The organism is Colwellia sp. BRX8-9 (genome assembly GCF_014077245.1).
In the GTDB taxonomy this organism is placed as follows: Bacteria; Pseudomonadota; Gammaproteobacteria; order Enterobacterales; family Alteromonadaceae; genus Colwellia_A.
On sequence record NZ_JACGVN010000006.1, the window covers coordinates 155,861 to 182,292 of the forward strand.

Consider the following 26,432-nt stretch of genomic DNA (forward strand, 5'->3'; position numbering starts at 1 on the left):
ATCATATAGTCAAATCACCTAAACGGCATATTTAAGGGCTTAGCTATAAAATTTCAGCAATGCTGTCGATTAATTATCTAATGCTTTCCAAGCCGCTTGAGTCATTTGCATCTGTTCCCACCATGATTCAGAGGCAATGATTTGTCCCTCTTCATCAATCACAGGATAAGGTAAGCCCTTACGTTTACATGCTTCAGCAAAAATAGGATGACCACCTTCAAATAAGAAACGCTGACGGCGATTATCATCAATTCGAGCAGTGTCATACATTCCAGCTAATTGACGCTGACGTTGCGCTTCATACAAAACCACAGAAGAGGCGACAGAAACGTTTAACGATTGCACCATGCCAACCATAGGAATAACAATATCTTGATCGGCCATTGCAAGTGCAATATCTGAAGCACCAAACTTTTCTTGGCCTAAAATAATAGCTGTTGGTTTGGTATAATCGATCTCACGAAAATCTACAGCGCTATCAGAAAGGTTGGTCACTAAAATTTGCATGCCTTGCTTTTTTAATTCATCAATAGCATCTTTAGTTGTCGTGTAGTTGTGCACATCAATCCAGTTTTGACTACCCGCAGCACTGCCACCACGTACTTCCATTTCATCACTTTTCCAGATGGCATGTACATCACTAACGCCAACAGCATCGGCGGTGCGAACAACCGCGGCAAGGTTATGTGACTTATGAACACCTTCCATACAAACAGTTAAATCTGGTTGGCGTTTATCGAGCATCGCGTTTATTCTTTTTAATCTTTCAGGAGTCATTACACTTCACATCTACACTTTATGGTTCATCGTCTAAAAATCGCTAAACAAATTTTTTATACGAGATTGTTTACATATTTTTGACGATTTGCTCTTAAATTTAACGGTTAGGTACAACCATTAAATTTAAGGAGGGAAAATATACTTTATAGTTAACAGCGAAAATTAGCCGACGTTAGGTAATTCCATCACGCCATCTATTTCAATTAATACGTCTTTGGGTAAACGAGAAACTTGTACCGCAGCGCGTGCTGGGTAGGGTTGTTGAAAATATTGACTCATTACTTCGTTTACTGTTGCGAAGTTGGCGAGATCCATCATAAAGATATTTACCTTCACCATATCGTTAATATTACCGCCTGCGGCTTCACATACCGCAACTAAGTTCTTAAATACCTGATTAGTTTGCTCGGTAAAGTCTTCAGAAACAACAGTCATTGTCTCTGGAATAAGAGGGATCTGGCCTGAAAGGTAAACGGTATTATTAACTTTTACCGCTTGGCTGTATGTGCCGATTGCACTGGGTGCGTTATCTGTACTGATAATTGTTTTCATAGTATTTCCTACATGGTAATTTTGTTAAAGACGATTGACTACTTATTGCGCACAACACGCTGAACATCAATCATCACTTTTATTTTTCGAATAATATCGGCTAAATGAACGCGGTCTCGACAGGTTATTTCCATGTCAATCGCATATAGTCCCGAGTCTTTTTCACCAGAATTTAACGCATGAACATTGGATTCACATTTAGCAATAACATTGGTCAATGCGGCGAGTGCACCTTGATGATTCATTATTTCAATACGTAATTTTGCAATGAAGTCTCGGTTAATGTCACTGTCCCATTTTACTGGAAATAAGCTACCTTGTTCATGGTTTTTAATGTTACGACAACCTTGTTGATGCACCATTAAACCTTTACCAGGACTCAAGTAAGCTAATATAGCGTCTCCTGGAATAGGACGGCAACATTTTCCGTAACTGACCAACATACCTTCGCTGCCTTTTATTGGCATTTTGGTTTTACTGTTTGGATCGGCGAAGCCACTTTCTGCACTATCTATAGTAAATTCATCGGTTAATCGTCTAGCAATACCTATGCTTAACGCATTACCTAAGCCAATATTGACGAGTAGGCCATCAAGACTGGTATTACCGGTCTCCTTAACAACCTGATCAATTTTTGCTTGGTCAATGTCTTCGATATGGACTTTGCCTAAGGCATGACTTAATAAACGTCGTCCTAAACCATAAGATTCTGTTTGCTCTTGTGAACGTAAATAAGTACGAATTTGTAAGCGTGCTTTAGCGGTAACAACAAAGTTTAACCAAGTGGCATTCGGTCGAGCGGCAGAAGACGTAATAACCTCAATGGTTTGCCCTGAATCAATAGCTCGACTTAGTGGATAAGGTTTACGATCGACCTTAACCCCGACACATGAATTACCAACATCAGTGTGAACAGCATAAGCAAAATCGACAGCAGTTGCGCCCATGGGTAATTCAATAATGCGTCCGTCTGGGGTGAAGACATAAATTTCTTCAGGAAATAAGTCTGACTTTACATTCTCAATAAACTCAAATGAACTACCAGCACTTTGTTGTAATTCTAATAAACTTTGCATCCAACGACGAGCTTTCATTTGAGCTGTGGTGCCACTCTTATCGCCGTCTTGTTTGTACAACCAGTGAGCGGCTACCCCTTTGTCTGCCATTTGATCCATATCTTGCGTACGAATTTGAATTTCAACAGGGATGCCATGTGGACCAATCAGTGAAGTATGCAGCGATTGATAACCATTTGTTTTGGGAATAGCGATATAATCTTTAAAGCGGCTTTCAATCGGTTTGAATAAGTTATGCACAGCGCCAAGTGTTCGGTAACAATTATCAATCTTATTCTCTACGATGACACGAAAAGCGTAAATGTCCATGACTTCATTGAACATTAATTCTTTATTGAGCATTTTACGATAGATAGAATAAAGGTGCTTTTCTCGGCCAATAACTTGTGCTTCAATCCCACTTTCTTTAAGACGAGCCGCAATTTCTTCTTGAATGTTATTAATAATTTCTTTGCGATTACCACGGGCTTTTTTTACCGCTGACTTCAACGCACGTGCACGCATCGGGTAAAGGGCTTCAAAACCTAAAACTTCTAATTCACTTTTAATATCGTGAATACCCAAACGGTTAGCAATGGGTGCGTAAATTTCTAATGTTTCACGGGCAATACGTCGACGTTTATCTGGGCGTAAAGATTCGAGTGTGCGCATGTTATGTGTGCGGTCGGCAAGCTTAATCAGAATTACGCGTATGTCTTGCACCATGGCAAGTATCATTTTACGGAAGTTTTCCGCTTGCATCTCTTCTTTGTTATCAAACTTTAATTTATCAAGCTTACTGACACCTTCAACTAATTCAGCAACGGTATAACCAAATAATTCGGCTAGTTCGTCTTTAGTTACCGGAGTATCCTCAATAACATCATGGAGTAATGCCGCCATTAAAGTTTCATGGTCAAGGTGCATTTTTGCTAGGTTTAAAGCAACGGCTACCGGATGAGTAATATAAGGCTCACCGCTTGAACGCATTTGTCCTTCATGCGCTTCACGCGCAACAAGGTAAGCTTGCTTTAATAAGTCAATTTGTACTTTAGAAAGATAGCTTGAAACAAGTTCTTTTAATGGTTCAAAAAGGTACACGCATTGAATCCTTTATGATTAAGCTGAACGGTCTTATTACCGCCAGTCAAAGCTTTGAGTCAGCATAACACAATACGTTATTCGTTAAATACTGACAATAAAAAACGCGTATCATTAACAATGATTACGCGTTTAGTTTATATCTCGTCGCTATAAGGCGACAAAAGATTTTATAGCTGTGGCTGAGCGCCACCAACAATGGCTGCAACAGCAGCAAGTTCTGCAGAGTCTTGCTGAACTTGTTCATGACGGTCGCTATTGTTCATTACTTCAGTAGTGATTAAACCGGCTTCAATTTCACGTAAAGCTATAACGGTAGGCTTGTCATTTTCAGGGTCAACTAAAGGATCTTTACCACCTGTGGCAATTTGACGAGCACGACGTGATGCGATTAACACCAAGTCAAAACGATTGCCTACTTTTTCTACAGCACCTTCAACAGTTACGCGAGCCATTTGGTCACTCCAACTTAAAATTTATAAAATAGTGCCGTAGTTTACTGGGCTACAGGCGATTAAGCAAGGTATATACCTATACTAGTTGAAAATACAGTAGAAATATTAGTCTTTTAATAATTCATCGAACATCAGCTGATGCGTTATCGCTTGTTGCTGACATTTTAGGCGTTGGTTATTAACGATGGTGGTTAAGTCGCTCAGCGCTTGAGTAAAGTCGTTATTAACAATAATATAGTCAAACTCAGTGTAGTGCGAGCATTCTGCTTTTGCTTGTGCCATACGAGATTTAATGGTGGCATCGCTATCTTGTCCACGTTTTTTTAAACGGTCTTCAAGTTCTGCTTTTGAAGGCGGACTAATAAAAATTGTGGTGACACTGGGTTGTTTTATCCGTACTTGCTTGGCGCCTTGCCAATCGATATCAAGAAAAACATCAATACCTTGTGCAAGTTGTTTATCTATCGCCGATGCTGAAGTGCCATAATAGTTACCAAAAACTTCAGCATACTCATAAAACTCATTTTGTTTAATCTGCTTTTGAAATTGCTCAACATTAATAAAATGGTAATGTTCAGCATTATTTTCACCCGGACGAGGTGCTCGTGTGGTGTGAGAAACCGACACTTGCATCGGTCTTGCCGACTCTTGAGATAATAAGGCTTTAATTAAACTAGATTTTCCTGCGCCGCTAGGTGCGGAAAGAATAAATAAATTACCGGGAGTTGTCACAATATTGCCTTATAAAAGAGGTGAAAAATAAATAATGTTTATTATAACGAATTGATGGGGTATTTCATCTCTAAACTTGCTTGCCGATGGCAAGAGCAGCTTGGTTAATAAAAACAGCCAGCTTTTTAGCTGGCTTTATATGGTCATTAACAGGTTAGTTGCTTAAACCCAAAGGTTTAACTTTCCCAGTTTAAGATAACTTTACCCGAAAGGCCTGAACGCATGGTATCAAAGCCTTTTTGAAAATCATCAATATCAAAATGATGAGTAATAATCGGTGATAAGTCTAAACCTGACTGAATTAAGCTCGCCATTTTGTACCAAGTCTCAAACATTTCACGCCCGTAAATACCTTTAATTGTTAAGCCTTTAAAAATAACTTGGCTCCAATCAATGGCCATATCTTGACCAGGAATACCGAGCATAGCGATTTTGCCGCCGTTATTCATGTTTTCTAACATAGCTTTAAAGGCCATAGGTACGCCCGACATTTCCATGCCAACGTCAAAGCCTTCAGTCATCCCTAGTTCGGTCATCACATCAGTTAAACTTTCTTTACTGACATTAACCGCTCGAGTGGCGCCCATTTTTCGGGCCAAATCTAAGCGATATTCATTAATGTCAGTAATAACAACATGGCGCGCACCGACATGTTTAGCGACGGCTGCTGCCATAATGCCAATAGGACCTGCGCCAGTAATAAGTACATCTTCACCGACCAAGTCAAAAGACAAAGCCGTATGAACAGCATTGCCAAAAGGGTCGAATATCGCAGCTAAATCGTCAGATATTTCATCGGGTAATTTAAACGCATTATAAGCAGGGATCACTAAATATTCAGCAAATGAGCCTTCTCGGTTAACACCGACACCGACAGTATTTCGGCATAAATGTGTACGACCACCGCGACAATTTCGGCAATGACCACAGGTAATATGACCTTCGCCAGACACCCGGTCACCTAAAGTAAAGCCTTTGACTTCTTGACCAATACCGACCACTTCGCCTGCGTACTCATGCCCGACTACCATAGGAACGGGAATGGTTTTTTGTGCCCATTCGTCCCAGTTGTAAATATGGATATCGGTGCCACAAATAGCGGTTTTTTTAATTTTAATTAATAAATCATTATGACCAAGTTGTGGTTTTTCACTCTCAGTCATCCAAATGCCGGGTTCGGCTTTTAACTTTGCTAATGCTTTCATGGTATTTCCTTTAATCCTAACCTTAACCAATAATGTTCATTGCTTTGCCAATACGAATAAAGGCAGAAATGGCTTTATCAAGTTGCTCTTGGGTATGAGCGGCTGAGATTTGAGTTCGAATACGTGCTTGCCCTTTAGGGACTACTGGGAATGAAAAGCCAATCACGTAGATACCTTCCGCTAATAAGCGGCTCGCCATTTCACTGGCTACTTTTGCGTCGCCTAACATCACTGGGATAATCGCGTGATCAGCGCCCGCACAGGTAAATCCAGCAGCTTCCATATTCGTGCGAAAGTAACGTGCATTATCTTTTAATGTTTTACGTAATTTGCCACCTTCGGCTAATAAATCAATCACGGTAATTGACGCATTAACAATAGCGGGTGCTAACGAATTAGAAAATAAGTAAGGGCGTGAACGTTGACGTAACCATTCAATCGTTTCTTTTTTACCTGAGGTGTAACCACCTGAAGCGCCACCCATAGCTTTACCTAGTGTGCCTGTTATAATATCAACACGGCCCATTACATCACAATATTCGTGGCTACCTCGGCCTTCTTCACCGACAAATCCGACAGCGTGCGAGTCATCAACCATCACTAAAGCATTATATTTATCAGCTAAATCACACACTGCTTTTAAGTTAGCGATAACGCCGTCCATCGAAAATACGCCATCGGTAGCAATTAATTTAAAACGTGCACCAGCGGCATCAGCTGCAATGAGTTGTTGCTCTAAATCGCTGGCGTCATTGTTAGCGTAACGGTAACGTTTTGCTTTACATAAACGCACACCATCAATAATTGAAGCATGGTTTAATGAGTCACTGATAATCGCATCTTCGGCGCCCAATAAGGTTTCAAATAATCCGGCATTAGCATCAAAACATGAAGAATAAAGGATAGTATCTTCCATGCCTAAAAATTGACTTAATTTTGCTTCTAGTGTTTTGTGAATATCTTGGGTACCACAAATAAATCGTACCGATGCCATACCAAAACCATGCTCGTCTAAGCCTGCTTTTGCTGCAGCGATAAGCTCAGGATGATTGGCCAAACCTAAGTAATTGTTAGCACAAAAGTTGACTACCGCTTCACCACTAGCTACGGCAATGTTTGGTTGTTGTGCTGTGGTAATAACACGTTCGGCTTTATATAAACCGTCTTCTTTAACTTGCTCAATTTGATCATTTAAATGTGCATAAAAACTTGCGTTGTTTGAAGAGTCGTTCACAACAATTCCTTATTAATAGGTTTGGATAATAATAGTATTATTATCCTAGACGAAGATTGAAAAAAGTGACACTAGTTAATTTTATGGTTATTTGATTAGTTAAATTGACATGTGACACTATCAAAATGACTATTGTTAGTGTCTAATTGGTTTTATTAACGGTTGACGGGTATAATGATGATTACAGAAAAAGATGAAGAGCTACTCGCTATTTTACGATGCAACGCCAGAGCAAGTGTTTCTGACATTGCTAGAGCGACTGGCGTATCTCGCACGGCGATACAAAATCGTCTAACTAAGTTAGAAAATAGTGGTGTGATAAAAGCCTACAGTATTGTTTTAGGTAGTGAATATAGTAATCAGTTGATTTCGGCAAATGTATCACTAAAAGTAAATCCTAATCTTAGGCGAAATATTTGTATCGCGTTAAGAAAAATACACAATATTAGTCATATCTACTCTATTAGCGGTCAATATGATTTGTTAGCGACCATTCAGGCACAAACATTAAAAAAGTTAAATGAAATTCTTAATATAGTTTGTTCGCTAGAAGGGGTCGAACGGACAAATTCTTCTATTATTCTCGATACTGTTTTCGAAAAATAAAGCGTATTTACTGATCAGTTCAAAGTGGTGTTTAGCCATGAAGTCAGGTTGATTGCTAGGTACTTATTGCGGCGCAATAAGTTATGCCCTTGGTCAACGCCCTGAAAAACTTGGCTGGTTGAGTGACGGTCGCCATTCCATGAAAATAGCTCTTGGGCGGTTAAAAAGCTATCGGCATGATCTGCTGAACTGACGAAGTAAGTAGAAATATCAATTAAGTTTTTATAATGCTCTTTTTCCATATGATCCATAATAGGCGAAAGTATAACAAAGCTATTAATGCGAATCTTTTCTGCTAAGCGTACCGCTTCATTGACTGAGCAACCGCTGGCAACAAGAGAGATAGGTTGTTGCTCGCCAATTTTATTGCGTAAATAATTATAAGCCGCCAGAACATCTTTTTCCCAATAGGAAGTCAGCATGGCAACTTCAGCTTGGTAGCTAACAATGTCTTTTACTTGGTATTTTATCGTTTGGTGAGAAAAATCTTCAGATTCGCTTGCGCCATAGCCTCTAAAATCAATGGCTAATGCATTAATACCTTGCTCGGCTAGTAATTCACCCAGTACATTATAGCTTTCGCTACTGTGGGAGCAGTCATGGAGTAATAATACGCCGCCACTAAGCGTGTCTCCGAGATAATAATTAGCCGATAAGACAAAATCGTCGTCAGCGAGAAACGTTACTTTTTGCGGCGTATCTTTTTTCTTTACTTGGCTAACATCTACTTGATTATATGTTGGTTCTTCATATTCTTGTGCGGATAATAAAGGCGCTAGTAGTATAAAGCTGACCATGGCGAACCCATGGTTGAATACGTTCTTGATGAAATGAAATTTGCTCATTTTCCTGCACTACTATTTTAGTTCCTTTAATATCGCGACGATAACAAACTCCATCGGCTTTGGGTATTTTTATTGTTTGCTTAAGTCGCTATACTGCGTTTATCAACAACTAAAGAGTTTTTTCTGTGCGTTATCAATTATCTTTAATGTTATATCGACTTGTTTTTCTTTGCTTACTCCCGATCGTTTGGTTGTTACTTCAGTTTCGCTCAGTAAAACAAAAAGCTTATCGACAACGAATCAGCGAACGTTTGGGTTTTTTACCTCGAGAATTTAAAGCGGGTGGCATTATCGTTCATGCGGCGAGTGTCGGTGAAGTTATTGCTCTAAAGAGTTTTATCAGCCAACTGCTAGAAACAAAACCTCATCGTGTTGTCACTGTCACTACTTTTACTCCCACGGGTTCAGAGCAAGTTAAAAAATTGTTTGGGGAACGTGTTCAACATTGTTATTTACCCCTAGATAGTACCTTTTGTGTGGCAGCATTTTTAAATAAATTGAAACCACAGGCGATGGTTTTTATGGAAACTGAGTTGTGGCCAAACTTAATCGCGCAAAGTGCAGATCAAGGAATAAAATTGTTATTGATTAATGGCCGTTTATCACAAAAATCGATGAACAATTATCGCAAGCTAGCTTGGTTAATCACACCGACAATTAACCGTTTTGATAAAGTGTTATGTCAAAGCCAAGTGAACTATGAGCACTTTTTAGCCTTAGGTACCGATGCTGCTCGCTGCAAGGTTTCTGGAAATGTGAAGTTTGACATCAGTGTTAATCAAACAATAAAAGATAAGCAGCAAGAGCTGGCTGAATTTGTGGTAACCGAACGATTAATCTGGGTTGTTGCTAGTACTCATAAAGGGGATGAAAGTCTTGCGTTAAATGCGTTTGCTGAATTACTAAAAAGCTTGCCACAATTACTACTCATTATTGTACCGCGCCATCCAGAGCGCTTTAATGATGTCGCATCATTATGTGTAGCGCAAGGTTATAATATTGCCCGTCGCAGCACTCAAGAAAAAGTAACTCGTGATAAACAAGTTTGGTTACTCGATAGTTTAGGGGAGCTCTTACCGACGTGTGCTTTAGCTAGCGTTGTAACTATGGGGGGCAGTTTTTCGGATATCGGTGGGCATAATCCCCTTGAACCTGCGCTATTTAAAAAACCGATTGTCGTTGGCCCTAATATGAGTAATTTTGTTGAGGTTATGCAGCAACTCGTTGCTGAAAAAGGCATTGTTCAGCTCACTGACCAAGACAGTGCGAAGATGACTGATGAGCTAAGTAAAATCATTGCTGATATTTTGTTATCAGAAAAAACGCAGCAAACATTGGGAGAAAATGCTTACCGCGTGGTAACACAAAACCAAGGAGCTAGTGCCCGAAGTGTAAAACAATTATTGACGTTACTTTAGTTTAATTAAGTTGTGCTTCAAATGTTAAAAATACACTGCCCATTTGCTGGTCCGCCAAAGGAGAGTTTGGTGTGTCTTCTTTGTGCTCAGCAACTAATAAATATCGACCTGCAGCGTTCGGCGTGAAGGTGATTTCACCTTTTTCATTTGAGAGCAAAGTTAATGTTTGCGGGTTATTGCGGTAACGTGCGCCGTCGGCGGTAATTTCTACGGCAACATCTTTTTGTGCCTTACCATTAAATAAAAATTTGAAAGTCACCTTTTCATTTTCAGCAATATCTGATGGATGAGTAACCGGTAGCAATTCTAATAATTTACCTTCGGTTTTAAAGTTATCACTCGGTGCATTTAAAGTGACATAACTCTCTATTCTTGCATAACGATAAGTGGTTTTGATCGCTGTAGCTTCGGCCGGTAATTTGCCGGCTAGTTCTGTCTTATTGGCTGATAATCTTTTATGGTCGCCGTCGATAGTATAAGAGGTGATAAAGCTAGCCTCACTGTTATTGGTGATTTTATAGGTCCCAGAATCTTTTAAGAAGTAATCAACGACACTTTTTCTATGGCCTTTATAGCTTGACGAAGCCCTTGATGGCTTGCCATTAGGGGTAATAATTCTCACTAAATCTGCACCCATAGCTTTATCCACATTAAAGGTTTCATTTGATGCGGTTATATCAACCATGATCCATTCGCCTTGTTCAGCAGACAAATTAAAGTGGCTTGGTAAAACCCAGCGAGAATGAGCGAAAGCTTGTGTACTAATGGCACAGGTTAAGGTGAACGCGATTAATTTTTTTAAAGTCATTTTATATTCCAAGTCTAGTGTTTACGTTTTGAGTTAAGGGATTGAATACGTTTATTTTGGTAGCACAGTGAATTGTATTTCATCAGTTTCATGGCTTGCCGCTAAAGTAAATGTTGATTTTATGTTATTTAATACAAATGGTTGGCGTAAAATGGCCCGTCCACCATTTTCTCTGACCACTTCAATAAATAACGTATATTGTCCTTTTATGAGTGACTTTTTCTGATCATCTTCAGCCAAGAAAGTCAGAGGATACTTGCCTGCTGCACGAGTCGCAGAAGTTATGCCGTCAACAAAGTCAGCATCTTTTTTGCCGACCTTACGCCACCAGCGTCGAATGTCCTTTAACCATTTAGTTTTTTCTCGCCAAAGTAATAAGGTACGTACTGGTTTTCCTTGTGAGTTTTCAATCCAGCTCGCAACATAGGGCGGATGATACTCGCCAAGTTGCTGTTTTAATGTCAGTTCAAGCTCTAATTGTGCTGGTGCTGAGTTGCTCGGATTGGCAACGGCATTAAAATTTATCAAGCTTAATAAAATAAGTGATAACCCGATTTTTTTTATCTTCATATAAGTTCCTTTTGTGCTCACTCAAGCAGAGAGCGTTAATAATGCTAATTGATTTAAACCCACCAGATAGCGGTGAAAATCATGGCGACAGTCACGGTTAAACTTACCGTTAAGGTACGATTAAATCGTCTTTGTGGCATGGCTAAAATAAAGCCACTTAGGGCAAATAGGATGCAAAGTAAACTGGTTATATCAATAATCCAGCCCCAAAAAACACTGGTATTTCTTCCCTTATGTAAATCGTTCATTAGCGCCCACCAACCGTAGTCAGTTTCTTCAAAAAACAACTCTCCACTGACTAAATCGAGGGTAATAGCGGTATTTTTTCCTGCTCGTTTTATACTGAAAAACAACTCGTCTTGGCTACTTTCGAGGATCGTGTTGTTTAACGATACCGACAATTTTTGCTCAATAGCTGTCGAAACATTAACAATTTGTAGTGGTGTTAACGGCGGATTTTTAATCATAGACAAATCAATCATTAATGCTCTTTCTACAACGTCAGCTTTGCTGTCACGAAACCATTCAGGATGATTGAGGGTAATGCCGGTTACTGAAAAAAAGAGCAGTAAGCTCAACAATGCCATCGACACATAGACATGAATTAGACGAGAAAAACTTAAGGTACTTTTATTTATTTGCATAGCAGGTGTCAGGGTCTTTAATTTATTAATGGGTAACAAATAACTATTTGTTACCCATTATTTTTAGTCAATTTAGAATGATATCTGTGCGGCTAATCGGTAGCTAATTCCGTCGCCTGCGGTAACGCTAGATATACCACCACCAGCAAGGTAATCAGTATCGAGCAAGTTTTGTATGTTGAAGCGGAAATCAACACCTTGGCCACTTATTGTGGTCTTATAGGTTGCTCCAACATCGATACGGGTATAAGCATCTTTGGATATAGTGTTATCGCTATCGGCAAAACGTTCACCTTGATAAAATGCACCCGCATTAAGAGCAAGTTGGTCCGTTAATTCATAACGAGACCAAATTGATGCTGACCACTCGGGAGCATCAACAGGGGTTTTTCCTTGATAATTTTCATCTTTGTCGTATTTTGCGGTTAAGTTCATTAACGATGCCATAACAAAGAGCTTATCGTTTATTGCGCCTTGTGCAGCAACTTCGAAACCTTTGTGACGCTGCTCACCTGCCTGTTCAGTTTGCGTATCAAAATTAGGATCGCCGTTGATTGTTTCAGTGATTAACTTGCCTGTTTTGGTAATATCAAAAATAGCGGTCGTTACTAATAAACGTTCATCAAATAATTGCCACTTAGAGCCGATTTCAAGTTGTTTAGATGTCATGGCCTCGAGCTTCATGCCATGATTAATATCTCGATCGTTTTCGAGTGTTTCGCTGCTCTGGGGTTCAAACCCTTCTGAATAACTCGCGTAGAAAGTGGTTTGGGCATCAGGATGAAATAAAAGCCCAGCTTTAGGCAAGAACGATTCATTGTTCGCGCCTTCTTTACTTTGTTTGTCGTAACGTCCTCCGACGGATATTTGCCATTGATCATTTAAGGTGATTAAGTCTTGTAAATAAATGCCATAGTAATCATAGGCACTGGTGTAAAGTGAATCGTCAGTTGTGTAGCTGATATCAGGTCGTGCTGGCTCTTCTTGGTCGCTGGAGTAGTCAATTGACTCGCCATTTACTTTACGTTGTCCGTAGTAATAGTCTAAAGAATTAGCGCCAATTAATAATTGATGATCGAGACCGGCGAGGGTAAATTCTCCAGTAAAATCGATAAAAGCAGTTTTAAACTGCCAGTCATCAAAACGGTCGTAGGGATTAGAGGTATAGCTATCACCCTCTAAAAAAGTTGTGGGTTTTTTAGGAGACGATTCAAATCGTTGGCGTTTAAAGCTTTGTTCATTGTAGCCGAGTGTAACTTGCCACTGATTATTTAATGCATAGTTGATATCAACACCGATGTTTTCAACGGTAATGTCAGTAAATGCCCAAGACATATCACGAATGGTTTTATCATGACCAATAACATCGCCTTTTTCATCTAACCAAGAACCTGTATCTAACCCTGCTTCATCGTCCGTTCGGTCATAATGAAGGCGTACCATGGCATCGTCTGAAATATCATAGTCAATGACTAACGCACCTAGAAAACGATCGCGCTGACGTTGTTCATTGTTTTGGTACTCATGCTGATATTTAGCATCTTGTTTAACCAGTACACCTCTGTAACGTAATGACTCATCATCAGTTAACGAGCCACCAGCATCTAACGATAATCGGCTTGAACCTTCTTGGTCAACATCAACACCTAGCGTAAATAATGTTTTAGCTGTTGGCTTTTTTGTCACCATATTCACTAATCCACCAGGCCCTGATTGACCATATAAAATACTTGAAGGACCTTTAATCACTTCGATATTTTCTAAGATTTCGATAGGTTGTTGGTAGTGTGACCAATGCTGGTGGCCATCTCTAAGGTAGCCATTGGAAGAACTTAGTTCAAAGCCGCGTAGATTGAATACTTCACGATTACGTTGTTTAGAGCCGGCAGTTAAACTTGCGTCATTGGTTAATACTTCGCCTAATGTTGTCGCTAGTTGTTCTGCTATTACCGAGTTGGGAATAACGGTGACCGACTGAGAAGTTTCTAATAAAGAAACATTGGTCCGCATTGCGCCATGTGCTTGGTCAACTTTATAGTTATTAAAATAACTACCTTTAACTTCAATAACTTCAACAGAGCTATTATTTGTAGCGCTTTCATTGGCACTTGATGAAAAAGGCGTTAAGCCAACGAAAATTGCTAAGCAGACAGGTGAATACTTCATTGTTATTCCTAAGAGAAAAATTGAGAGATAAATTTACTTGGTGCGAATACTAATGATAGTGATTATCATTTGCAACAAATAAATTTACTTTATTGTCTTTTTCCCGATAACTGTTATTCGGTTGTTGTTGCTTGTTAAGTTAAATGTGGCGCAAGGATCCCTGGTCTCGCTAAAATAATGCAAGACCTTGTTTTGAATTTATAGCTGATGTGAGGCAGTTTAACCGTCACTATTATTTAAGGAGAAACTCAGGGTAGTGTTCATCAAGAAGTAGGTGCAGTTTTTCTTTAACTTGGCTGAAAGTAATACCATTCATTAAATCACTACCTTTGGCGCGAATCCCCCAAGGTAGCTGTTCAAGAGGTTGTCTATATTGTTCTTGGGCAGTATGTTGGTAGCAACTTACTACATAGTTTTGATATAAATATGGCCCGGTACGGCAAGGATTACTGTGCGCGTACAAGCCAATAACGGGTGTGCCAACAGTGACTGCCATGTGCGCTGGCCCAGTGTCAGGAGCTATCACCAAATGAGCTATTTTAAGCACACCAAGTAGCTGTTTCAAATTGGTTTGGCCAACAAGATTAACAAGATTGGATTGGCTTAAACTGATAATCTCAGTGGCTAGTAATGTTTCTAATGTGGTCGGTCCGCCACAAATAACCACTTGAAAACCTAACCCTGTTAAATAATCGGCCATTTTTGCATAACCTTCGGCATGCCAATTTCTCTCAGCTTTACTTGCCGCTGGCGAAATAACCGCAATAGGTTTATCAGATGCTAACGATAGCCGCTCACTTGCCCAAAGTTCGTTTTCGTCACCAATGGGCATTTGCCAGCTAGGACTTTCGCTGGGAACACCGATAGCTTCTGCAAAACCAATAAAACCATCAAGTACATGTGGTTGATGTTGTGGCGCTATCTGATGATTAGTGAAAAGCCACTGGCCTTCTTTAGCTCGTTTACGGTCGAAACCTATTTTTACTTTTGCTTTAATACAGCAACTCGCTAAACTGGCACGCAAGGCTACTTGCATATGTAATAGCACATCAAATTTTTGATCGGCTAACTCTGCACGTAAATCCCGATAGCCTTTTAAGCCTGCTTTCTTATCAAATATGACAAATTTTACTTGTGGCAATCCTTTTAATAAGTTCGCCTCTACTTTGCCTATCACCCAAGTAATTTTTGTTTGAGGATAAAAACGTTGAATTTGTTGCACCATAGCTACGGCGTGACAAACGTCTCCGATAGCAGATAAGCGTAATAAACATAAATTTTTTGGCGCTGTTAATTGACCCAGCATAAAGGAATCACCACAATAGAGCATATAAAGTATTTGAATTGAGTCTATTATCTTGAAACAGTCAGCAATTGTAAAACCTTACCAAGAAAAAATTTACCAACAAGCTAATATTTATTGTTGCTATAACGCCAATGCAATCGATGACTTTTCTCCTGAAATGCTTAATAGTGATTTTTGGCATAAAAATAATGCCATTACCGGCAGTGCCCAAGGGCGTGGTACTACTTGGTTTGTTCAGTACGACTCTCCAGAAGTAAACACCATGGAAAAACAACAGTGGGTGTTACGTCATTATTTTCGTGGCGGTTTAATTGGCAAAATAATTAATGATAAATATTTTTTTACGGGACAAAATAGTACTCGAGCCGCCCAAGAATACCATTTATTGAATACGCTACAGGGGTTAGCACTGCCAGCGCCAAAGCCGGTTGCTTTTCGAGTGATTAAGCAGGGGCTTTTTTATCAAGCTGATTTGTTATCTTCTCGAATTGAACATGCTCAAGATTTAGTCGCGGTTTTATCAAAAGCACCCTTAGTCGAGCACATTTGGCGAGAAGTGGGCAAGGTGATCCGTCGTTTTCATGATGCTGGCATTTATCATCATGATTTAAATAGTCACAATATTCTGCTCGATGAAGAGAACAATGTTTGGTTGATTGATTTTGATCGCGGCGAACAACGAGCGGTTGCTCAATCATGGCAGCAAGCTAATATGGCAAGATTATTACGTTCTTTTGAAAAAGAAAAAGCAAAATTGCCAAACTTTAATTGGCAAAAATCAGACTGGCAACTTCTATTAGCAGGATACCTGCAGTCAAATGAGTGATTAACGGCATTAAAAATGCAAAATTTAATTGAATAATATTTTGATTTTCAACTGATCAGGCGGTTGGTGATTAAGCTATTTCAGCGACTTCCATACAACGTTTACGGTACATGGTACGCGCTTCTAAAAACTCAGGCATTGCAGATTCAGTGATATAAGGTTGAATAATCACTAATATTTTTAAGACGCCTTCATAAAAAACAGCATCAGTAATTTCAATGTTTTTATTTTGGGTTTGATAAAAGCTTAACCAGAAGGTGTTCACTAAACGCAAGATACTGACAATATCAGGTAAGTCTTCATCAGCAAACTTCATCATATGAGTACTACGTAATGACAACAGCATCTCACTGACACGGGTAGCTATTGATGATTGTACATCAACATACTTTTCATGTAATAAAGGATTTTTTGCTAACAATACCGGCAGGTTACTGTAGAAAAATCTAAACTTCATAAGTGCTTGAAAAACAGCATCCATATATAAAATGATGGTATCGAGGGGCTTTACTTCGGGCGTTACAAAAGGGACTGTATCTAGTAATAGGTTACGTGCATATTCTTCGTAGATGGAAAGAATAATGTCTTCTTTATTGCGAAAATGATAATAGAGGTTACCCGGACTAATGCTTAAATGCGCTGCAATATGATTGGTTGTTACGTTGCGCTCGCCTTGTTCATTGAAAAGCTCAATGCTGGCTTGAATAATTTTATCACGGGTTTTCATGTCAGTTACTTCTGTTTTTATCATTGTATTATTTTCCATCATACTATCAAAATTGAACTGACGGAAAGGCTTTTCGAGTAAATACTTTAACAAATTCGTCTTTGTAAGTTTCCATTCACTAAAAATAGCCTTTACAATGTTTTTAAGTTTATAAAGAAGATACAACTAATGACGATAAAAGCGATTTACCCAGGAACCTTTGATCCGGTCACTAACGGCCACACAGATTTAATTGAACGTGCGAGTGCTTTGTTTTCTGAAGTTATTGTTGGTGTTGCTGCCAGCCCAAGTAAAAAGCCTCGTTTTGATTTAGCGCAGCGTGTTGCTATGATTGAAGAAGTGAGTCGACATCTGCCCAATATCACCGTGGTTGGTTTTAGTGGCTTGCTAGTCGATTTTGCTAAAAAAAATCAAGCCAAAGTACTGATCCGCGGCTTGCGCGCTGTGTCTGATTTTGATTATGAATTTCAATTAGCCAATATGAATAGACGTTTAGCCCCTGAGCTCGAAAGTGTATTTTTGACACCATCAGAAGGAAATTCTTTTATCTCGTCAACCTTAGTAAAAGAAGTATCCTTGCATAATGGTGATGTGAGTCAATTTGTTCATCCTATTGTAAAAGCCGCACTCGACGATACTTAATCAGTTTGGCAGTTCGGACAGAACACCGAGCTGCGATTCGATTGTCTAACTTCTTCAAGAATCGTTTGGCAGCTATTACATTGCTTGCCTGCTCGACCGTAAACTAATAATTCTTGTGCAAAATATCCTGGGCGACCATCTGCTTGAGTAAAATCTTTTAAGGTTGTGCCGCCTTGGGCAATGGCTGCAGTTAATACTTGTTTGATAATATCGGTAAGCTTATCAAAACGTGCTGCAGAAATTGTTCCGGCTAAGGCCGTTGGTAGAATACCGGCTTTAAACAATGCTTCATTTGCGTAAATATTACCGACACCGACCACAACAGGGTTTGACATTAAAAAGGTTTTTATTGGTACTTTGCGATTCTGTGCCTTAGTAAATAAATAACCGTAAGTGAAGTCATCACTCAATGGCTCGGGTCCTAATTTACTTAATAAACCTCGCTCGTCAATATTGTCTTTAAACCATAATACCGCGCCAAAACGTCGAGGGTCATTCAAACGTAACGCTTTGCCGTGTGCGAAGACTAAATCAAAATGGTCATGCTTTGCGATAGGTGTATCGGCTTCAATAACTCTAATGGTTCCTGACATGCCTAAATGCAAAACTAAGGTGCCATGTGAAAACTTAATTAATAAATATTTTGAGCGGCGTTCAACAGCATGAACACTATGACCAATCATACTTTGTACTGTTTCAGGAATAGGCCAACGTAATTTTGCATTACGTACAACGACTTGCGAAACGGTTTGCTTTAAAATATGGGGACTAATGCCTTGTCGGCAAACTTCTACTTCAGGTAATTCGGGCATAGTAGCTCTATATCGGGTTTATGGTAAATTACAGTGTTAATGCTTGCATGCGATGAACAAAAGCATCGGCAAAGCGTGTTGCTGATTGTTCATCCATATTAAAATATAATGAAGGCTCAATTAGCTCAGCTTCCATAAGGGCAAAACCCTGCTCACAGCGTACAAAATCAACGCGAGCATACAGAGGCATGCCTATTAGCGTTTTTATCGCTTTAAGGGCTTGCTCCGCATGCTTTGTTAAGCTTGCTTCGGGTGTTATTGACCTTAAACGACCGCCATGTTCTTCTTGAACGCGAAAGTCATCGTCTTTTGGTGTTTTTAAAATGGCGTGACTGTAGTGGCCATTAAAATAAAACAGTGAAAACTCACCTTCATCAATAACATTTTTCATAAAGGGCTGAACTAAAAACTCACTGGCTGAAAACGCTTGGGCAAGTTGCGGATATAATGTTTGATGATTTTCTTTTGTTAGCCAAAAAGTATTATCAGCATTTGCACTTATACGAGGCTTAATGACTAATTGATCAACATTTAATTCAGTAAAATATTGATCTAGCTGTTGCGGCGTTAAATTTTTCCGCCACAATGTTTTAACAATATTTACATCAAGGCTAACTAATTCACGTAAATATTTTTTATCAATATTCCACTCAACTGTTAGTAAACTATTTTCAAGGTGAGCACTAGATTGCTCAATATCAGTTAACACCTTTAAAAATTCAGCCGCATCGTCTTGGTAATCCCATGGCGAACGAATAATAACGGCAGCATAGTCGTTCCAATTAACACTTTTATCGTGCCATGACACCATATGCATTTGCCAACCTAACGCGAGTAGTGGCTTTGCAAGTAAATGGTCGTAAGCCTCAAAATTTTCAAGGTTGTCCATGGTCAGTATCGCGCAGTCTTGTATTTTATGATGAGTCATCGACATGATCTTCTTTATAGTTTTAGTGAAAGGGGAAGTTAACTGGCTAATATTTCATTGGGAATGAGCTGTGAAAATATTGCCAACGGAAAAGCTAACCATCTTTTTTGCTGAGGATTAAAGACCAGCAATTCATTATCAGTAATAAACAAATTAAGTAATTGAGCTTGCGCTTCACCGGCTAATTCAACCGTAACAACTAACGCCATTTGGTGGTCAAGCTCGGGTGGAACAGTAACTATGTCACCTGTTATCTCATGCCATGTGAGCATCATTTGCTCTAATGCTTGTCCTGATATTTTTGCTGGTGTTGCTCGCCAAGTGCGTCCGATGCGTTCTATCGCCACTTGCTGGTTAACCGCTAGCGATAGAATAACAGCATGTTTGGCAAATAAGGTCTGTTGTTTATTATCTTGTTGGTCAGTTGATGAATATAATTTTTTATTGGTCACGTTAATCACCAGAATAAAAATCATCACTGAAAAAATGATAACGTTGTTCCAACCAGTACGAGAGAGCTTCATAAAAGACTCATTATTAAATACGATAATAGTGATGATACTAAATTTTAGGCAATAAAAAACCCAGCAATTGCTGGGTTTTTAAAAACTTGAATTAAATTACTTAATTTTAGCTTCTTTGTACATTACGTGCTGACGGATGCGTGGATCAAATTTCTTGATCTCCATCTTTTCAGGCATAGTCTTTTTATTCTTATCAGTAGTATAAAAATGACCAGTACCGGCACTAGAAACTAAACGAATTTTATCGCGCATAATAATTTCCTCTAAAAGTAGTTGTTAAACTTTTCCGCCACGGGCACGGATGTCAGTTAATACTACATCAATACCTTTCTTATCGATAATACGCATTCCTTTCGGAGTTAAACGTAATTTAACGAAACGATTTTCACTCTCCACCCAAAAACGGTGAGATTGAAGGTTTGGTAAAAAACGACGACGAGTCGCGTTTCTTGCATGTGAACGGTTGTTTCCAACCATTGGCACTTTGCCTGTTACTTGGCAAACTTTAGACATTCTGAGTACTCCAAAAATTAATTCCAGGTCGAACTATTATTCCCCAAGACCGTCGCCTCGGGATCCTGAAAAAGGTGGCATATTATAGTGAAACTGAAAAATGAAAGCCACCTTTAATAAGAAAAAACTATATTAACTTAATATTGTATTACTTTACAATGGTTTATCTGTTTTTTGTGGCAGTATAATGCAAGGTTTGAGTGATAATTGCACAGATAAATATCAAATTGTTGTTAATTTATGCCTGAGTCGAGCAATTTTTTCAGTTTATTATGCTGTTCTTCGTCACAAAGTTCGTTAATTAAAATACGAATAATATGTGATTTGGCTAATTTAGTTTCTTTGGCGAGATCTTGTAATTGGATAATCGCTTGTTCACTGAGAGTGAAAGTGGCATGACGAAAGGGCTTATTTCCTTTCATATTCTTACTCGCCAATTGCTGTTTTGCAGCAAGAATGGCTTGTTCAATAGAGACATTTTTGGTGTTGTCGCTATTAACAATTTCAGGGTGCCCTAACGCGTAATTTTCTGCGTCAGCAATAAATTCGTCAACAGTAAATTCCCTTTTCTTTTTATTTCCTTGTGTGGTTTTCTTTAGGTCAGTTAAACTCATGTGAGTTGTCCGGTTTCATTGCTAATAATTCTTCAGCTATAGCAGTCATTTCTATTGCTGCTTTACCCTGAGGTTCTATTTCGAGTACTGAAGAGCCTTGTTCTTCGCTGTCATCATAAACATTACGACTAAAGGTTACCGCGTTTAATACGTTAATACCATATGAGCGGCAAACATCTTTTGCTTCTAATATTCGTTTACCTTGGTTGGGCAACGATGGGCATTGGGTGATAACAAAAGAGGCGAGCATTTTTGGGTTAACCATTTTACAGGTACTGAGCATATCTTCCATGTGCGGCACGGTTTTTAGATCTCGACGTTTAGGGCGCAGCGGAATAATAACATGGTCAGCAACCGACATTGCAGCACGAAGCGCTAAGTTATCTTGGCCACCACAGTCAACAATTACATAATCATAATGCTGTACTAAACTGAGTAAATCGTTACGAATTTTACCGTATAATTGAATACAGTTTATCGCGGGTAACGACGGATCAGAATTTCTTGCTTGTATCCAGTCAGAGGTTGTTCTTTGTGGATCACAGTCAACCATCAACACGATAGCTTTTTTATCTCGGGCAAAATAAACGGCTAAATTCTGTGCTAAACAGCTTTTACCACTACCCCCTTTTTCGCCACCTACTAAAATCATCATAATATAAAATGTCCTTACCTCTTGTTGTAACATTTGCTGTTGTAACATTCGCGTCGAGAATTAATTATAGTGCAACTATTTTATTTTGCATTTTCATTTTCTAAGCGTAATGCCAATTCAAAATAACCGTTCGGTTGTTTAAGACAGCGGATCACTGTGCCATATAAATTTTGGCTGTTGGGGTTGGCTACCTTAAAAACGACGGTCACTTTAGTTTGTAGTGGAATGACATGGTCGCAATCGAGCTTTAAGCCGCCACGCGAAAAGTCCAAACAAGTAATTTTTCGTTGCACGGTTTGTTGCTGGTCATTTACCCAACGTATATCAACTAACTCTTTTTCCATATCTAAACGAAAAGATTGTCGTCGCTCGTCGTCGCTGCTCTGATTGGGTTTAGGTTCATTCATTTAAAGCTCCTTCTGTTATTTATTATTTATAATTCACCGTGTTCAGCAAACGAGTAACACTGATTACCGGCAACAATAATGTGATCGAGTACTTGTATATCAATTAAGCTTAGTGCCTGTTCTAGTCTTTTGGTAATTTGTTTATCCGCAATGCTCGCTTCGGCAATACCCGAAGGATGATTATGCGCTAAAATTACCGCGACGGCTTTTTGTTTTAGCGCCTGCTCAACCACTATTCTCGGGTAGACCGCTGCCGCGTTAATGGTGCCAAAAAATAATCGTTCAAAGGTTAATACTTGATGCTGGCTGTCGAGAAACATTACTGCAAAGACTTCTCTGCTTTCACCACGTAATTCACTGATCAAGTAATCTCGTGTCACCTGTGAAGAGGTTAACGCAGTACCTTTTTGCAATTGCTCGCTAAGATAACGCTTTGACATCTCCAAACAAGCTTGTAACTGTACATATTTCGCCACGCCTAAGCCATGATGTTGACAAAACTCCTGCTCAGTTGCGCGATAGATGGCGGCAATGCTGCCAAAACTTTTTAAAAGCTGCTGAGCTAGCTCAACTACATGGCATCCCTTTACTCCCGTGCGTAAAAATATAGCCAATAATTCCGCATCACTTAAACTGCTAGGTCCTTTGTGTAGTAGCTTTTCCCTGGGTTTTTCATTTTCTAACCAATCTTTTAACATCACCGCATCCTTGCAAAGCAAATTTGTAAATGGGCAAATTAATGGTATCTTATCGCCACTTATCGTTATTAAGACTAGCAGTTTATGCAAATTTTACAGGGTAAAAAAATAGTTCTGGGTATTACTGGCGGTATCGCTGCCTATAAAACGCCAGAATTAGTGCGTCGTTTAAAAGATAATGGCGCAGATGTTCGTGTAGTGATGACAACAGCGGCAAAAGCTTTTATCACTCCACTAACATTACAGGCCGTTTCTGCCAATGGCGTTTCAGACAGTTTGCTTGATAGCCAAGCAGAATTAGCTATGGGGCATATAGAATTAGCAAAATGGGCAGACTTTATCCTAGTTGCACCAGCGACTGCTGACGCAATTGCCCGTATTACCTGCGGTATGGCGAATGATTTATTAACTACATTATGTTTGGCAACAAGTGCGCCAATTGCTATCGCTCCAGCGATGAATCAACAAATGTGGCATGCGGCAATTACTCAAGAAAATATTGCTAAACTTATTTCACGAAAAGTTGCCGTATTTGGTCCTGGCTCAGGAGCACAAGCTTGTGGTGATGTTGGTTTAGGGCGAATGTTAGATGTTGACCCTTTAGTCAGCCATGTCTGTCAATTTTTTCAACCCGCGTCGAAGATTGCTCAGGTAGATTTATCGGGCCAACGTTGGGTGATCACAGCAGGACCAACGCGTGAAGCTATAGACCCAGTGCGCTATATTTCGAATCATAGCTCAGGAAAAATGGGTTATGCCATAGCACAAGCAGCACAATTAGCGGGCGCAGAAGTCCAAATAATATCGGGACCCGTCAGTATTGCTGTTCCCCATGGTTGTAAAAAAATAGCGGTGGAAAGTGCATTGCAAATGCACCAGCAAGCGCTTGAACTTGCCAAAAAAGCCGATGTTTTTGTTGCCTGTGCCGCGGTTGCTGATTATCGAGTCAGTGAGGTAGCAACGCAAAAAATTAAAAAATCAGCCGATGAAATGCAACTTATTTTAGTGAAAAACCCTGATATTGTTGCCGATGTTGCTGCTTTATCCGTAAAACCTTTTACCATCGGTTTTGCGGCTGAAACACAAGATGTCGCACATTATGCGCTTGATAAATTAAAAAGAAAAAATCTTGATATGATTGCTGCCAACAATGTTGCGCTGTCAGGGCAAGGCTTTAATAGTGATGATAATGCCTTAACGGTTTTCTCCAATAAAAATAAAACGGAACTACCGTTAGCATCAAAAAAAATACTTGCCGAGCAATTAGTACAACTAATTTCGCAACATTATGTTGAAAAAAAATAAGAGAACGATTTATGACCGTAGCGCAAAAACCTAATCGCAAACAACAAATTTTAGAGTGTTTAGCAAAAATGCTAGAAACTTGTCCTGGCCAGAGAATAACGACCGCCAAACTTGCTGCTGAAGTGGGTGTATCAGAAGCTGCGCTTTATCGCCACTTTCCTTCTAAAGCCCGTATGTTCGAAGGTTTAATTGATTTTATTGAAGAATCAACGTTTTCACGGGTGAATTTAATCCTCAGTGATCACAAAGAAGCCTTGGTGCGTTGTCATCATATTTTGCATGTTTTGTTGGTTTTTTCAGAACGTAATCCTGGCATGTGTCGTATCTTGGCTGGTGATGCGTTAATGGGCGAAAACGAAAGATTACGGACACGTGTCAATCAGTATTTTGAAAAATTAGAAACGCAATTTAAACAAGTCTTACGTGAACGAAAATTGCGTGAAGGTAAGAGCTTTAGCATTTCAGAGCAAGCATTAGCAAATATCTTAGGCGCTTATGTTGAAGGAAAAATTAGCCAGTATGTTCGTTCAGGTTTTACCAAGAAGCCTAGCGAAGATTTTAACGATCAATGGCAATTTTTAATGGCGGGTAAGTAAGTTTTGGGTAAAAATGCGACGACATAACCCTGAGCAATACCGATTTCAGTAAGTTGATAAACTAATAAGTATTAAAATAAAATTAAGGAAAAAATGTGAGTAATTTATCACAGCTTCATCCCATGCATTTATGGCAGTTATTTGAAAAAATATGCAGTATCCCACACCCTTCAAAGCATGAGCAAAAAATATCAGCTTGGATCCAAGCTTGGGCAAAAGAGCAAGGTTTATCGGTAAAAGAAGACGCCGTTGGTAATATCTTTATTAAGAAGCCAGCTACAGCGGGTATGGAAAACTGCCAAGGCGTCATTCTACAAGCGCATATGGACATGGTTCCACAAAAAAATGCTGATACCGTTCATGATTTTTTAACCGATGCTATCAAACCTTACACGGTTGAAGAAGCTGATGGACAATGGGTTACAGCAGAAGGTACCACCTTAGGCGCTGATAATGGTATTGGCTTATGCTCAGCTTTAGCCGTTTTGGCAAGCGATGATATCGCTCATGGTCCTTTAGAAGTTTTAGTAACCATAGATGAAGAAGCTGGTATGACCGGCGCTTTTGGCTTGGAGGCAGGCTGGTTAGAGGGTGATATTCTAATTAATACCGATTCTGAACAAGAAGGTGAAATCTATATGGGGTGCGCCGGTGGTATTGACGCCGAAGCTACCTTTAAATTGATTTTTGAAGATGTTACCCAAGATTTTACTTCATTTACCTTATCTCTTTCAGGTTTAAAAGGTGGACATTCTGGGGTAGACATTGATACGGGTCGTGCCAATGCAAATAAACTTTTAGTGCGATTTTTACTCGACGCAAGCCAAAATTTTGATTTGCGTTTAGTGGATTTAAATGGCGGGAGCTTGCGTAACGCTATTCCTCGTGAAGCTGATGCCAGTTTTGTTATTGCAGCAAAAGATGTGAGCGCTTTTAAACTTAGCCTAGACGATTATTTGGACAGGTTACGCGCAACATTAGGCAGTATTGAAACCGATATTGATATGTTACTTATTTCACCAGAGGTTTTCGACCAGTGTTGGAGTCTTAAAACACAGTCGTTAATTTTAAACGCCCTTAACGCTTGCCCCAATGGTGTTATTCGCATGAGTGACGATATTGAAGGTATTGTAGAAACATCGCTTAACTTAGGGGTTGTTCGCTGTAAAGGGCGTAATTTTGTAGCTATGTCTCTTATTCGTAGTTTACATGACGATGGCCGATTACTGGCCGAGTCTATGGTGAAATCAGTCTTTACATTAGCAGGAGCAAAGGTTGAATTTTCTGGTGCTTATCCCGGCTGGAAGCCTAATACAGATTCAAAAATTATGAAAACTGTCCGTGATACTTACCAGTCACTTTTTAATAAAGTGCCTGAGATTATGGTTATCCATGCCGGTTTAGAATGTGGTTTATTTAAAAACGCTTATCCAAACTGGGATATGGTTTCGTTTGGCCCCACCATTAAATTTCCTCATTCACCTGATGAAAAAGTGAATGTCGAAGCCGTTGGGCTTTATTGGCAGTTACTGGTTGAAGTATTGAAGAATATTCCAGCAAAAGCTTAGTTTTTCTGTTGTTATGCTGAAGATGTTGCCTTACTTTTAATCAAGTAAGGTGCATAATTTCAACATAATGTGATTTAAATCAAAACAAGCGTTGTTAGGCTAAGGTCTAATAAACTTTTTCTGGTAAAACCGTATACTTG

Annotated in this window: 30 protein-coding genes; 7 read left to right on the forward strand and 23 right to left on the reverse strand. The window is 39.4% G+C overall.

What is annotated here, in order from left to right; genetic code table 11:
- Positions 1 to 69 precede the first annotated feature (69 nt).
- The 7 genes from trmH to H4J70_RS07170 all read right to left on the reverse strand — a co-directional run bounded on the left by trmH (position 70) and on the right by H4J70_RS07170 (position 7,114).
- A complete protein-coding gene (gene trmH / locus H4J70_RS07140; protein WP_182221356.1) occupies positions 70 to 777 on the reverse strand; it encodes a tRNA (guanosine(18)-2'-O)-methyltransferase TrmH in 708 nt (235 codons plus the stop codon).
- A 165-nt stretch (positions 778 to 942) separates the two neighbouring features.
- Positions 943 to 1,332, reverse strand: a complete 390-nt coding sequence (locus H4J70_RS07145) for a RidA family protein (RefSeq protein ID WP_070375400.1) — start codon at positions 1,330 to 1,332, stop codon at positions 943 to 945.
- A 38-nt stretch (positions 1,333 to 1,370) separates the two neighbouring features.
- On the reverse strand, positions 1,371 to 3,488 hold the full coding sequence (gene spoT / locus H4J70_RS07150) for a bifunctional GTP diphosphokinase/guanosine-3',5'-bis pyrophosphate 3'-pyrophosphohydrolase (RefSeq protein WP_070375401.1): 2,118 nt from the start codon (positions 3,486 to 3,488) through the stop codon (positions 1,371 to 1,373).
- A 170-nt stretch (positions 3,489 to 3,658) separates the two neighbouring features.
- Positions 3,659 to 3,943: a DNA-directed RNA polymerase subunit omega gene (gene rpoZ, locus H4J70_RS07155; protein ID WP_070375402.1), complete on the reverse strand. Its 285-nt coding sequence runs from the start codon at positions 3,941 to 3,943 to the stop codon at positions 3,659 to 3,661.
- A 105-nt stretch (positions 3,944 to 4,048) separates the two neighbouring features.
- Positions 4,049 to 4,675: a guanylate kinase gene (gene gmk, locus H4J70_RS07160; protein ID WP_070375403.1), complete on the reverse strand. Its 627-nt coding sequence runs from the start codon at positions 4,673 to 4,675 to the stop codon at positions 4,049 to 4,051.
- A gap of 176 nt (positions 4,676 to 4,851) precedes the next feature.
- Positions 4,852 to 5,880, reverse strand: a complete 1,029-nt coding sequence (gene tdh, locus H4J70_RS07165) for an L-threonine 3-dehydrogenase (protein ID WP_182250802.1) — start codon at positions 5,878 to 5,880, stop codon at positions 4,852 to 4,854.
- Between the two features lie 22 nt (positions 5,881 to 5,902).
- Entirely contained in the window at positions 5,903 to 7,114 is a 1,212-nt protein-coding gene (locus tag H4J70_RS07170) for a glycine C-acetyltransferase (protein WP_070375405.1), read from the reverse strand.
- A gap of 174 nt (positions 7,115 to 7,288) precedes the next feature.
- Between H4J70_RS07170 and H4J70_RS07175 the strand changes: the two genes are divergently transcribed.
- Positions 7,289 to 7,720: an Lrp/AsnC family transcriptional regulator gene (locus H4J70_RS07175; RefSeq protein WP_404842490.1), complete on the forward strand. Its 432-nt coding sequence runs from the start codon at positions 7,289 to 7,291 to the stop codon at positions 7,718 to 7,720.
- A gap of 14 nt (positions 7,721 to 7,734) precedes the next feature.
- On the opposite strand, the gene H4J70_RS07180 is transcribed toward H4J70_RS07175, so the two are convergent.
- On the reverse strand, positions 7,735 to 8,517 hold the full coding sequence (locus H4J70_RS07180; protein ID WP_182250803.1) for a serine aminopeptidase domain-containing protein: 783 nt from the start codon (positions 8,515 to 8,517) through the stop codon (positions 7,735 to 7,737).
- 173 nt (positions 8,518 to 8,690) lie between these two features.
- On the opposite strand from H4J70_RS07180, the gene waaA reads away from it, so the two are divergent.
- Positions 8,691 to 9,983 (forward strand): lipid IV(A) 3-deoxy-D-manno-octulosonic acid transferase, encoded by a 1,293-nt coding sequence (waaA, locus tag H4J70_RS07185; RefSeq protein ID WP_182250804.1) that lies wholly within the window; start codon positions 8,691 to 8,693, stop codon positions 9,981 to 9,983.
- A 1-nt stretch (position 9,984) separates the two neighbouring features.
- Here waaA and H4J70_RS07190 read toward each other — a convergent pair whose 3' ends face one another.
- The 5 genes from H4J70_RS07190 to H4J70_RS07210 all read right to left on the reverse strand — a co-directional run bounded on the left by H4J70_RS07190 (position 9,985) and on the right by H4J70_RS07210 (position 15,477).
- Positions 9,985 to 10,791, reverse strand: coding sequence for a DUF4198 domain-containing protein (locus tag H4J70_RS07190; protein ID WP_182250805.1), 807 nt, complete (start codon positions 10,789 to 10,791; stop codon positions 9,985 to 9,987).
- Between the two features lie 51 nt (positions 10,792 to 10,842).
- The gene (locus tag H4J70_RS07195; RefSeq protein ID WP_182250806.1) at positions 10,843 to 11,361 is read right to left on the reverse strand and encodes a DUF2271 domain-containing protein; all 519 of its coding nucleotides are present in this window, start codon (positions 11,359 to 11,361) and stop codon (positions 10,843 to 10,845) included.
- A gap of 53 nt (positions 11,362 to 11,414) precedes the next feature.
- Complete coding sequence (locus tag H4J70_RS07200; protein WP_182250807.1) at positions 11,415 to 12,005, reverse strand: PepSY-associated TM helix domain-containing protein; 591 nt, start codon at positions 12,003 to 12,005, stop codon at positions 11,415 to 11,417.
- A 72-nt stretch (positions 12,006 to 12,077) separates the two neighbouring features.
- Positions 12,078 to 14,171: a TonB-dependent siderophore receptor gene (locus H4J70_RS07205; protein ID WP_182250808.1), complete on the reverse strand. Its 2,094-nt coding sequence runs from the start codon at positions 14,169 to 14,171 to the stop codon at positions 12,078 to 12,080.
- 232 nt (positions 14,172 to 14,403) lie between these two features.
- A complete protein-coding gene (locus H4J70_RS07210) occupies positions 14,404 to 15,477 on the reverse strand; it encodes a glycosyltransferase family 9 protein (RefSeq protein WP_182250809.1) in 1,074 nt (357 codons plus the stop codon).
- Between the two features lie 52 nt (positions 15,478 to 15,529).
- Here H4J70_RS07210 and H4J70_RS07215 point away from each other — a divergent pair, with 52 nt between their 5' ends.
- Positions 15,530 to 16,303, forward strand: a complete 774-nt coding sequence (locus H4J70_RS07215; RefSeq protein WP_220470363.1) for a 3-deoxy-D-manno-octulosonic acid kinase — start codon at positions 15,530 to 15,532, stop codon at positions 16,301 to 16,303.
- A gap of 70 nt (positions 16,304 to 16,373) precedes the next feature.
- Here the strand turns inward: H4J70_RS07215 and H4J70_RS07220 are convergent, their stop codons facing one another.
- On the reverse strand, positions 16,374 to 17,054 hold the full coding sequence (locus H4J70_RS07220; protein ID WP_231907340.1) for a TetR/AcrR family transcriptional regulator: 681 nt from the start codon (positions 17,052 to 17,054) through the stop codon (positions 16,374 to 16,376).
- 144 nt (positions 17,055 to 17,198) lie between these two features.
- Here H4J70_RS07220 and coaD point away from each other — a divergent pair, with 144 nt between their 5' ends.
- Positions 17,199 to 17,672, forward strand: a complete 474-nt coding sequence (gene coaD / locus H4J70_RS07225) for a pantetheine-phosphate adenylyltransferase (protein ID WP_070375412.1) — start codon at positions 17,199 to 17,201, stop codon at positions 17,670 to 17,672.
- Here the strand turns inward: coaD and mutM are convergent.
- The 9 genes from mutM to radC all read right to left on the reverse strand — a co-directional run bounded on the left by mutM (position 17,669) and on the right by radC (position 22,826).
- The gene (gene mutM, locus H4J70_RS07230; RefSeq protein WP_182250810.1) at positions 17,669 to 18,484 is read right to left on the reverse strand and encodes a bifunctional DNA-formamidopyrimidine glycosylase/DNA-(apurinic or apyrimidinic site) lyase; all 816 of its coding nucleotides are present in this window, start codon (positions 18,482 to 18,484) and stop codon (positions 17,669 to 17,671) included. The two genes, coaD and mutM, sit on opposite strands and share 4 nt — an antisense overlap.
- Before the next feature lie 28 nt (positions 18,485 to 18,512).
- Entirely contained in the window at positions 18,513 to 19,418 is a 906-nt protein-coding gene (locus tag H4J70_RS07235; protein ID WP_259368012.1) for a RimK family alpha-L-glutamate ligase, read from the reverse strand.
- 32 nt (positions 19,419 to 19,450) lie between these two features.
- The gene (locus tag H4J70_RS07240; RefSeq protein WP_182214549.1) at positions 19,451 to 19,936 is read right to left on the reverse strand and encodes a hypothetical protein; all 486 of its coding nucleotides are present in this window, start codon (positions 19,934 to 19,936) and stop codon (positions 19,451 to 19,453) included.
- A gap of 96 nt (positions 19,937 to 20,032) precedes the next feature.
- Complete coding sequence (gene rpmG / locus H4J70_RS07245; protein WP_070375415.1) at positions 20,033 to 20,188, reverse strand: 50S ribosomal protein L33; 156 nt, start codon at positions 20,186 to 20,188, stop codon at positions 20,033 to 20,035.
- A 24-nt stretch (positions 20,189 to 20,212) separates the two neighbouring features.
- Positions 20,213 to 20,449, reverse strand: coding sequence for a 50S ribosomal protein L28 (gene rpmB, locus H4J70_RS07250; RefSeq protein WP_070375416.1), 237 nt, complete (start codon positions 20,447 to 20,449; stop codon positions 20,213 to 20,215).
- A gap of 233 nt (positions 20,450 to 20,682) precedes the next feature.
- Positions 20,683 to 21,063 carry a hypothetical protein gene (locus H4J70_RS07255; RefSeq protein WP_070375417.1) on the reverse strand — a complete coding sequence of 127 codons (381 nt, stop codon included), beginning with the start codon at positions 21,061 to 21,063 and terminating at the stop codon, positions 20,683 to 20,685.
- Positions 21,050 to 21,718: an AAA family ATPase gene (locus H4J70_RS07260; RefSeq protein ID WP_070375418.1), complete on the reverse strand. Its 669-nt coding sequence runs from the start codon at positions 21,716 to 21,718 to the stop codon at positions 21,050 to 21,052. The genes H4J70_RS07255 and H4J70_RS07260 overlap by 14 nt, the downstream gene beginning before the upstream one ends.
- An 80-nt stretch (positions 21,719 to 21,798) precedes the next feature.
- Entirely contained in the window at positions 21,799 to 22,125 is a 327-nt protein-coding gene (locus H4J70_RS07265) for a PilZ domain-containing protein (protein ID WP_182214547.1), read from the reverse strand.
- A gap of 26 nt (positions 22,126 to 22,151) precedes the next feature.
- Positions 22,152 to 22,826, reverse strand: coding sequence for a DNA repair protein RadC (gene radC / locus H4J70_RS07270; protein WP_070375420.1), 675 nt, complete (start codon positions 22,824 to 22,826; stop codon positions 22,152 to 22,154).
- Between the two features lie 81 nt (positions 22,827 to 22,907).
- Here radC and coaBC point away from each other — a divergent pair, with 81 nt between their 5' ends.
- The 3 genes from coaBC to H4J70_RS07285 all read left to right on the forward strand — a co-directional run bounded on the left by coaBC (position 22,908) and on the right by H4J70_RS07285 (position 26,292).
- On the forward strand, positions 22,908 to 24,128 hold the full coding sequence (gene coaBC / locus H4J70_RS07275; protein ID WP_182250811.1) for a bifunctional phosphopantothenoylcysteine decarboxylase/phosphopantothenate--cysteine ligase CoaBC: 1,221 nt from the start codon (positions 22,908 to 22,910) through the stop codon (positions 24,126 to 24,128).
- Positions 24,129 to 24,139: 11 nt separating this feature from the next.
- The gene (gene slmA / locus H4J70_RS07280) at positions 24,140 to 24,724 is read left to right on the forward strand and encodes a nucleoid occlusion factor SlmA (RefSeq protein ID WP_070375422.1); all 585 of its coding nucleotides are present in this window, start codon (positions 24,140 to 24,142) and stop codon (positions 24,722 to 24,724) included.
- A gap of 95 nt (positions 24,725 to 24,819) precedes the next feature.
- On the forward strand, positions 24,820 to 26,292 hold the full coding sequence (locus H4J70_RS07285; protein ID WP_182214544.1) for an aminoacyl-histidine dipeptidase: 1,473 nt from the start codon (positions 24,820 to 24,822) through the stop codon (positions 26,290 to 26,292).
- The last annotated feature ends 140 nt before the right edge of the window (positions 26,293 to 26,432 follow it).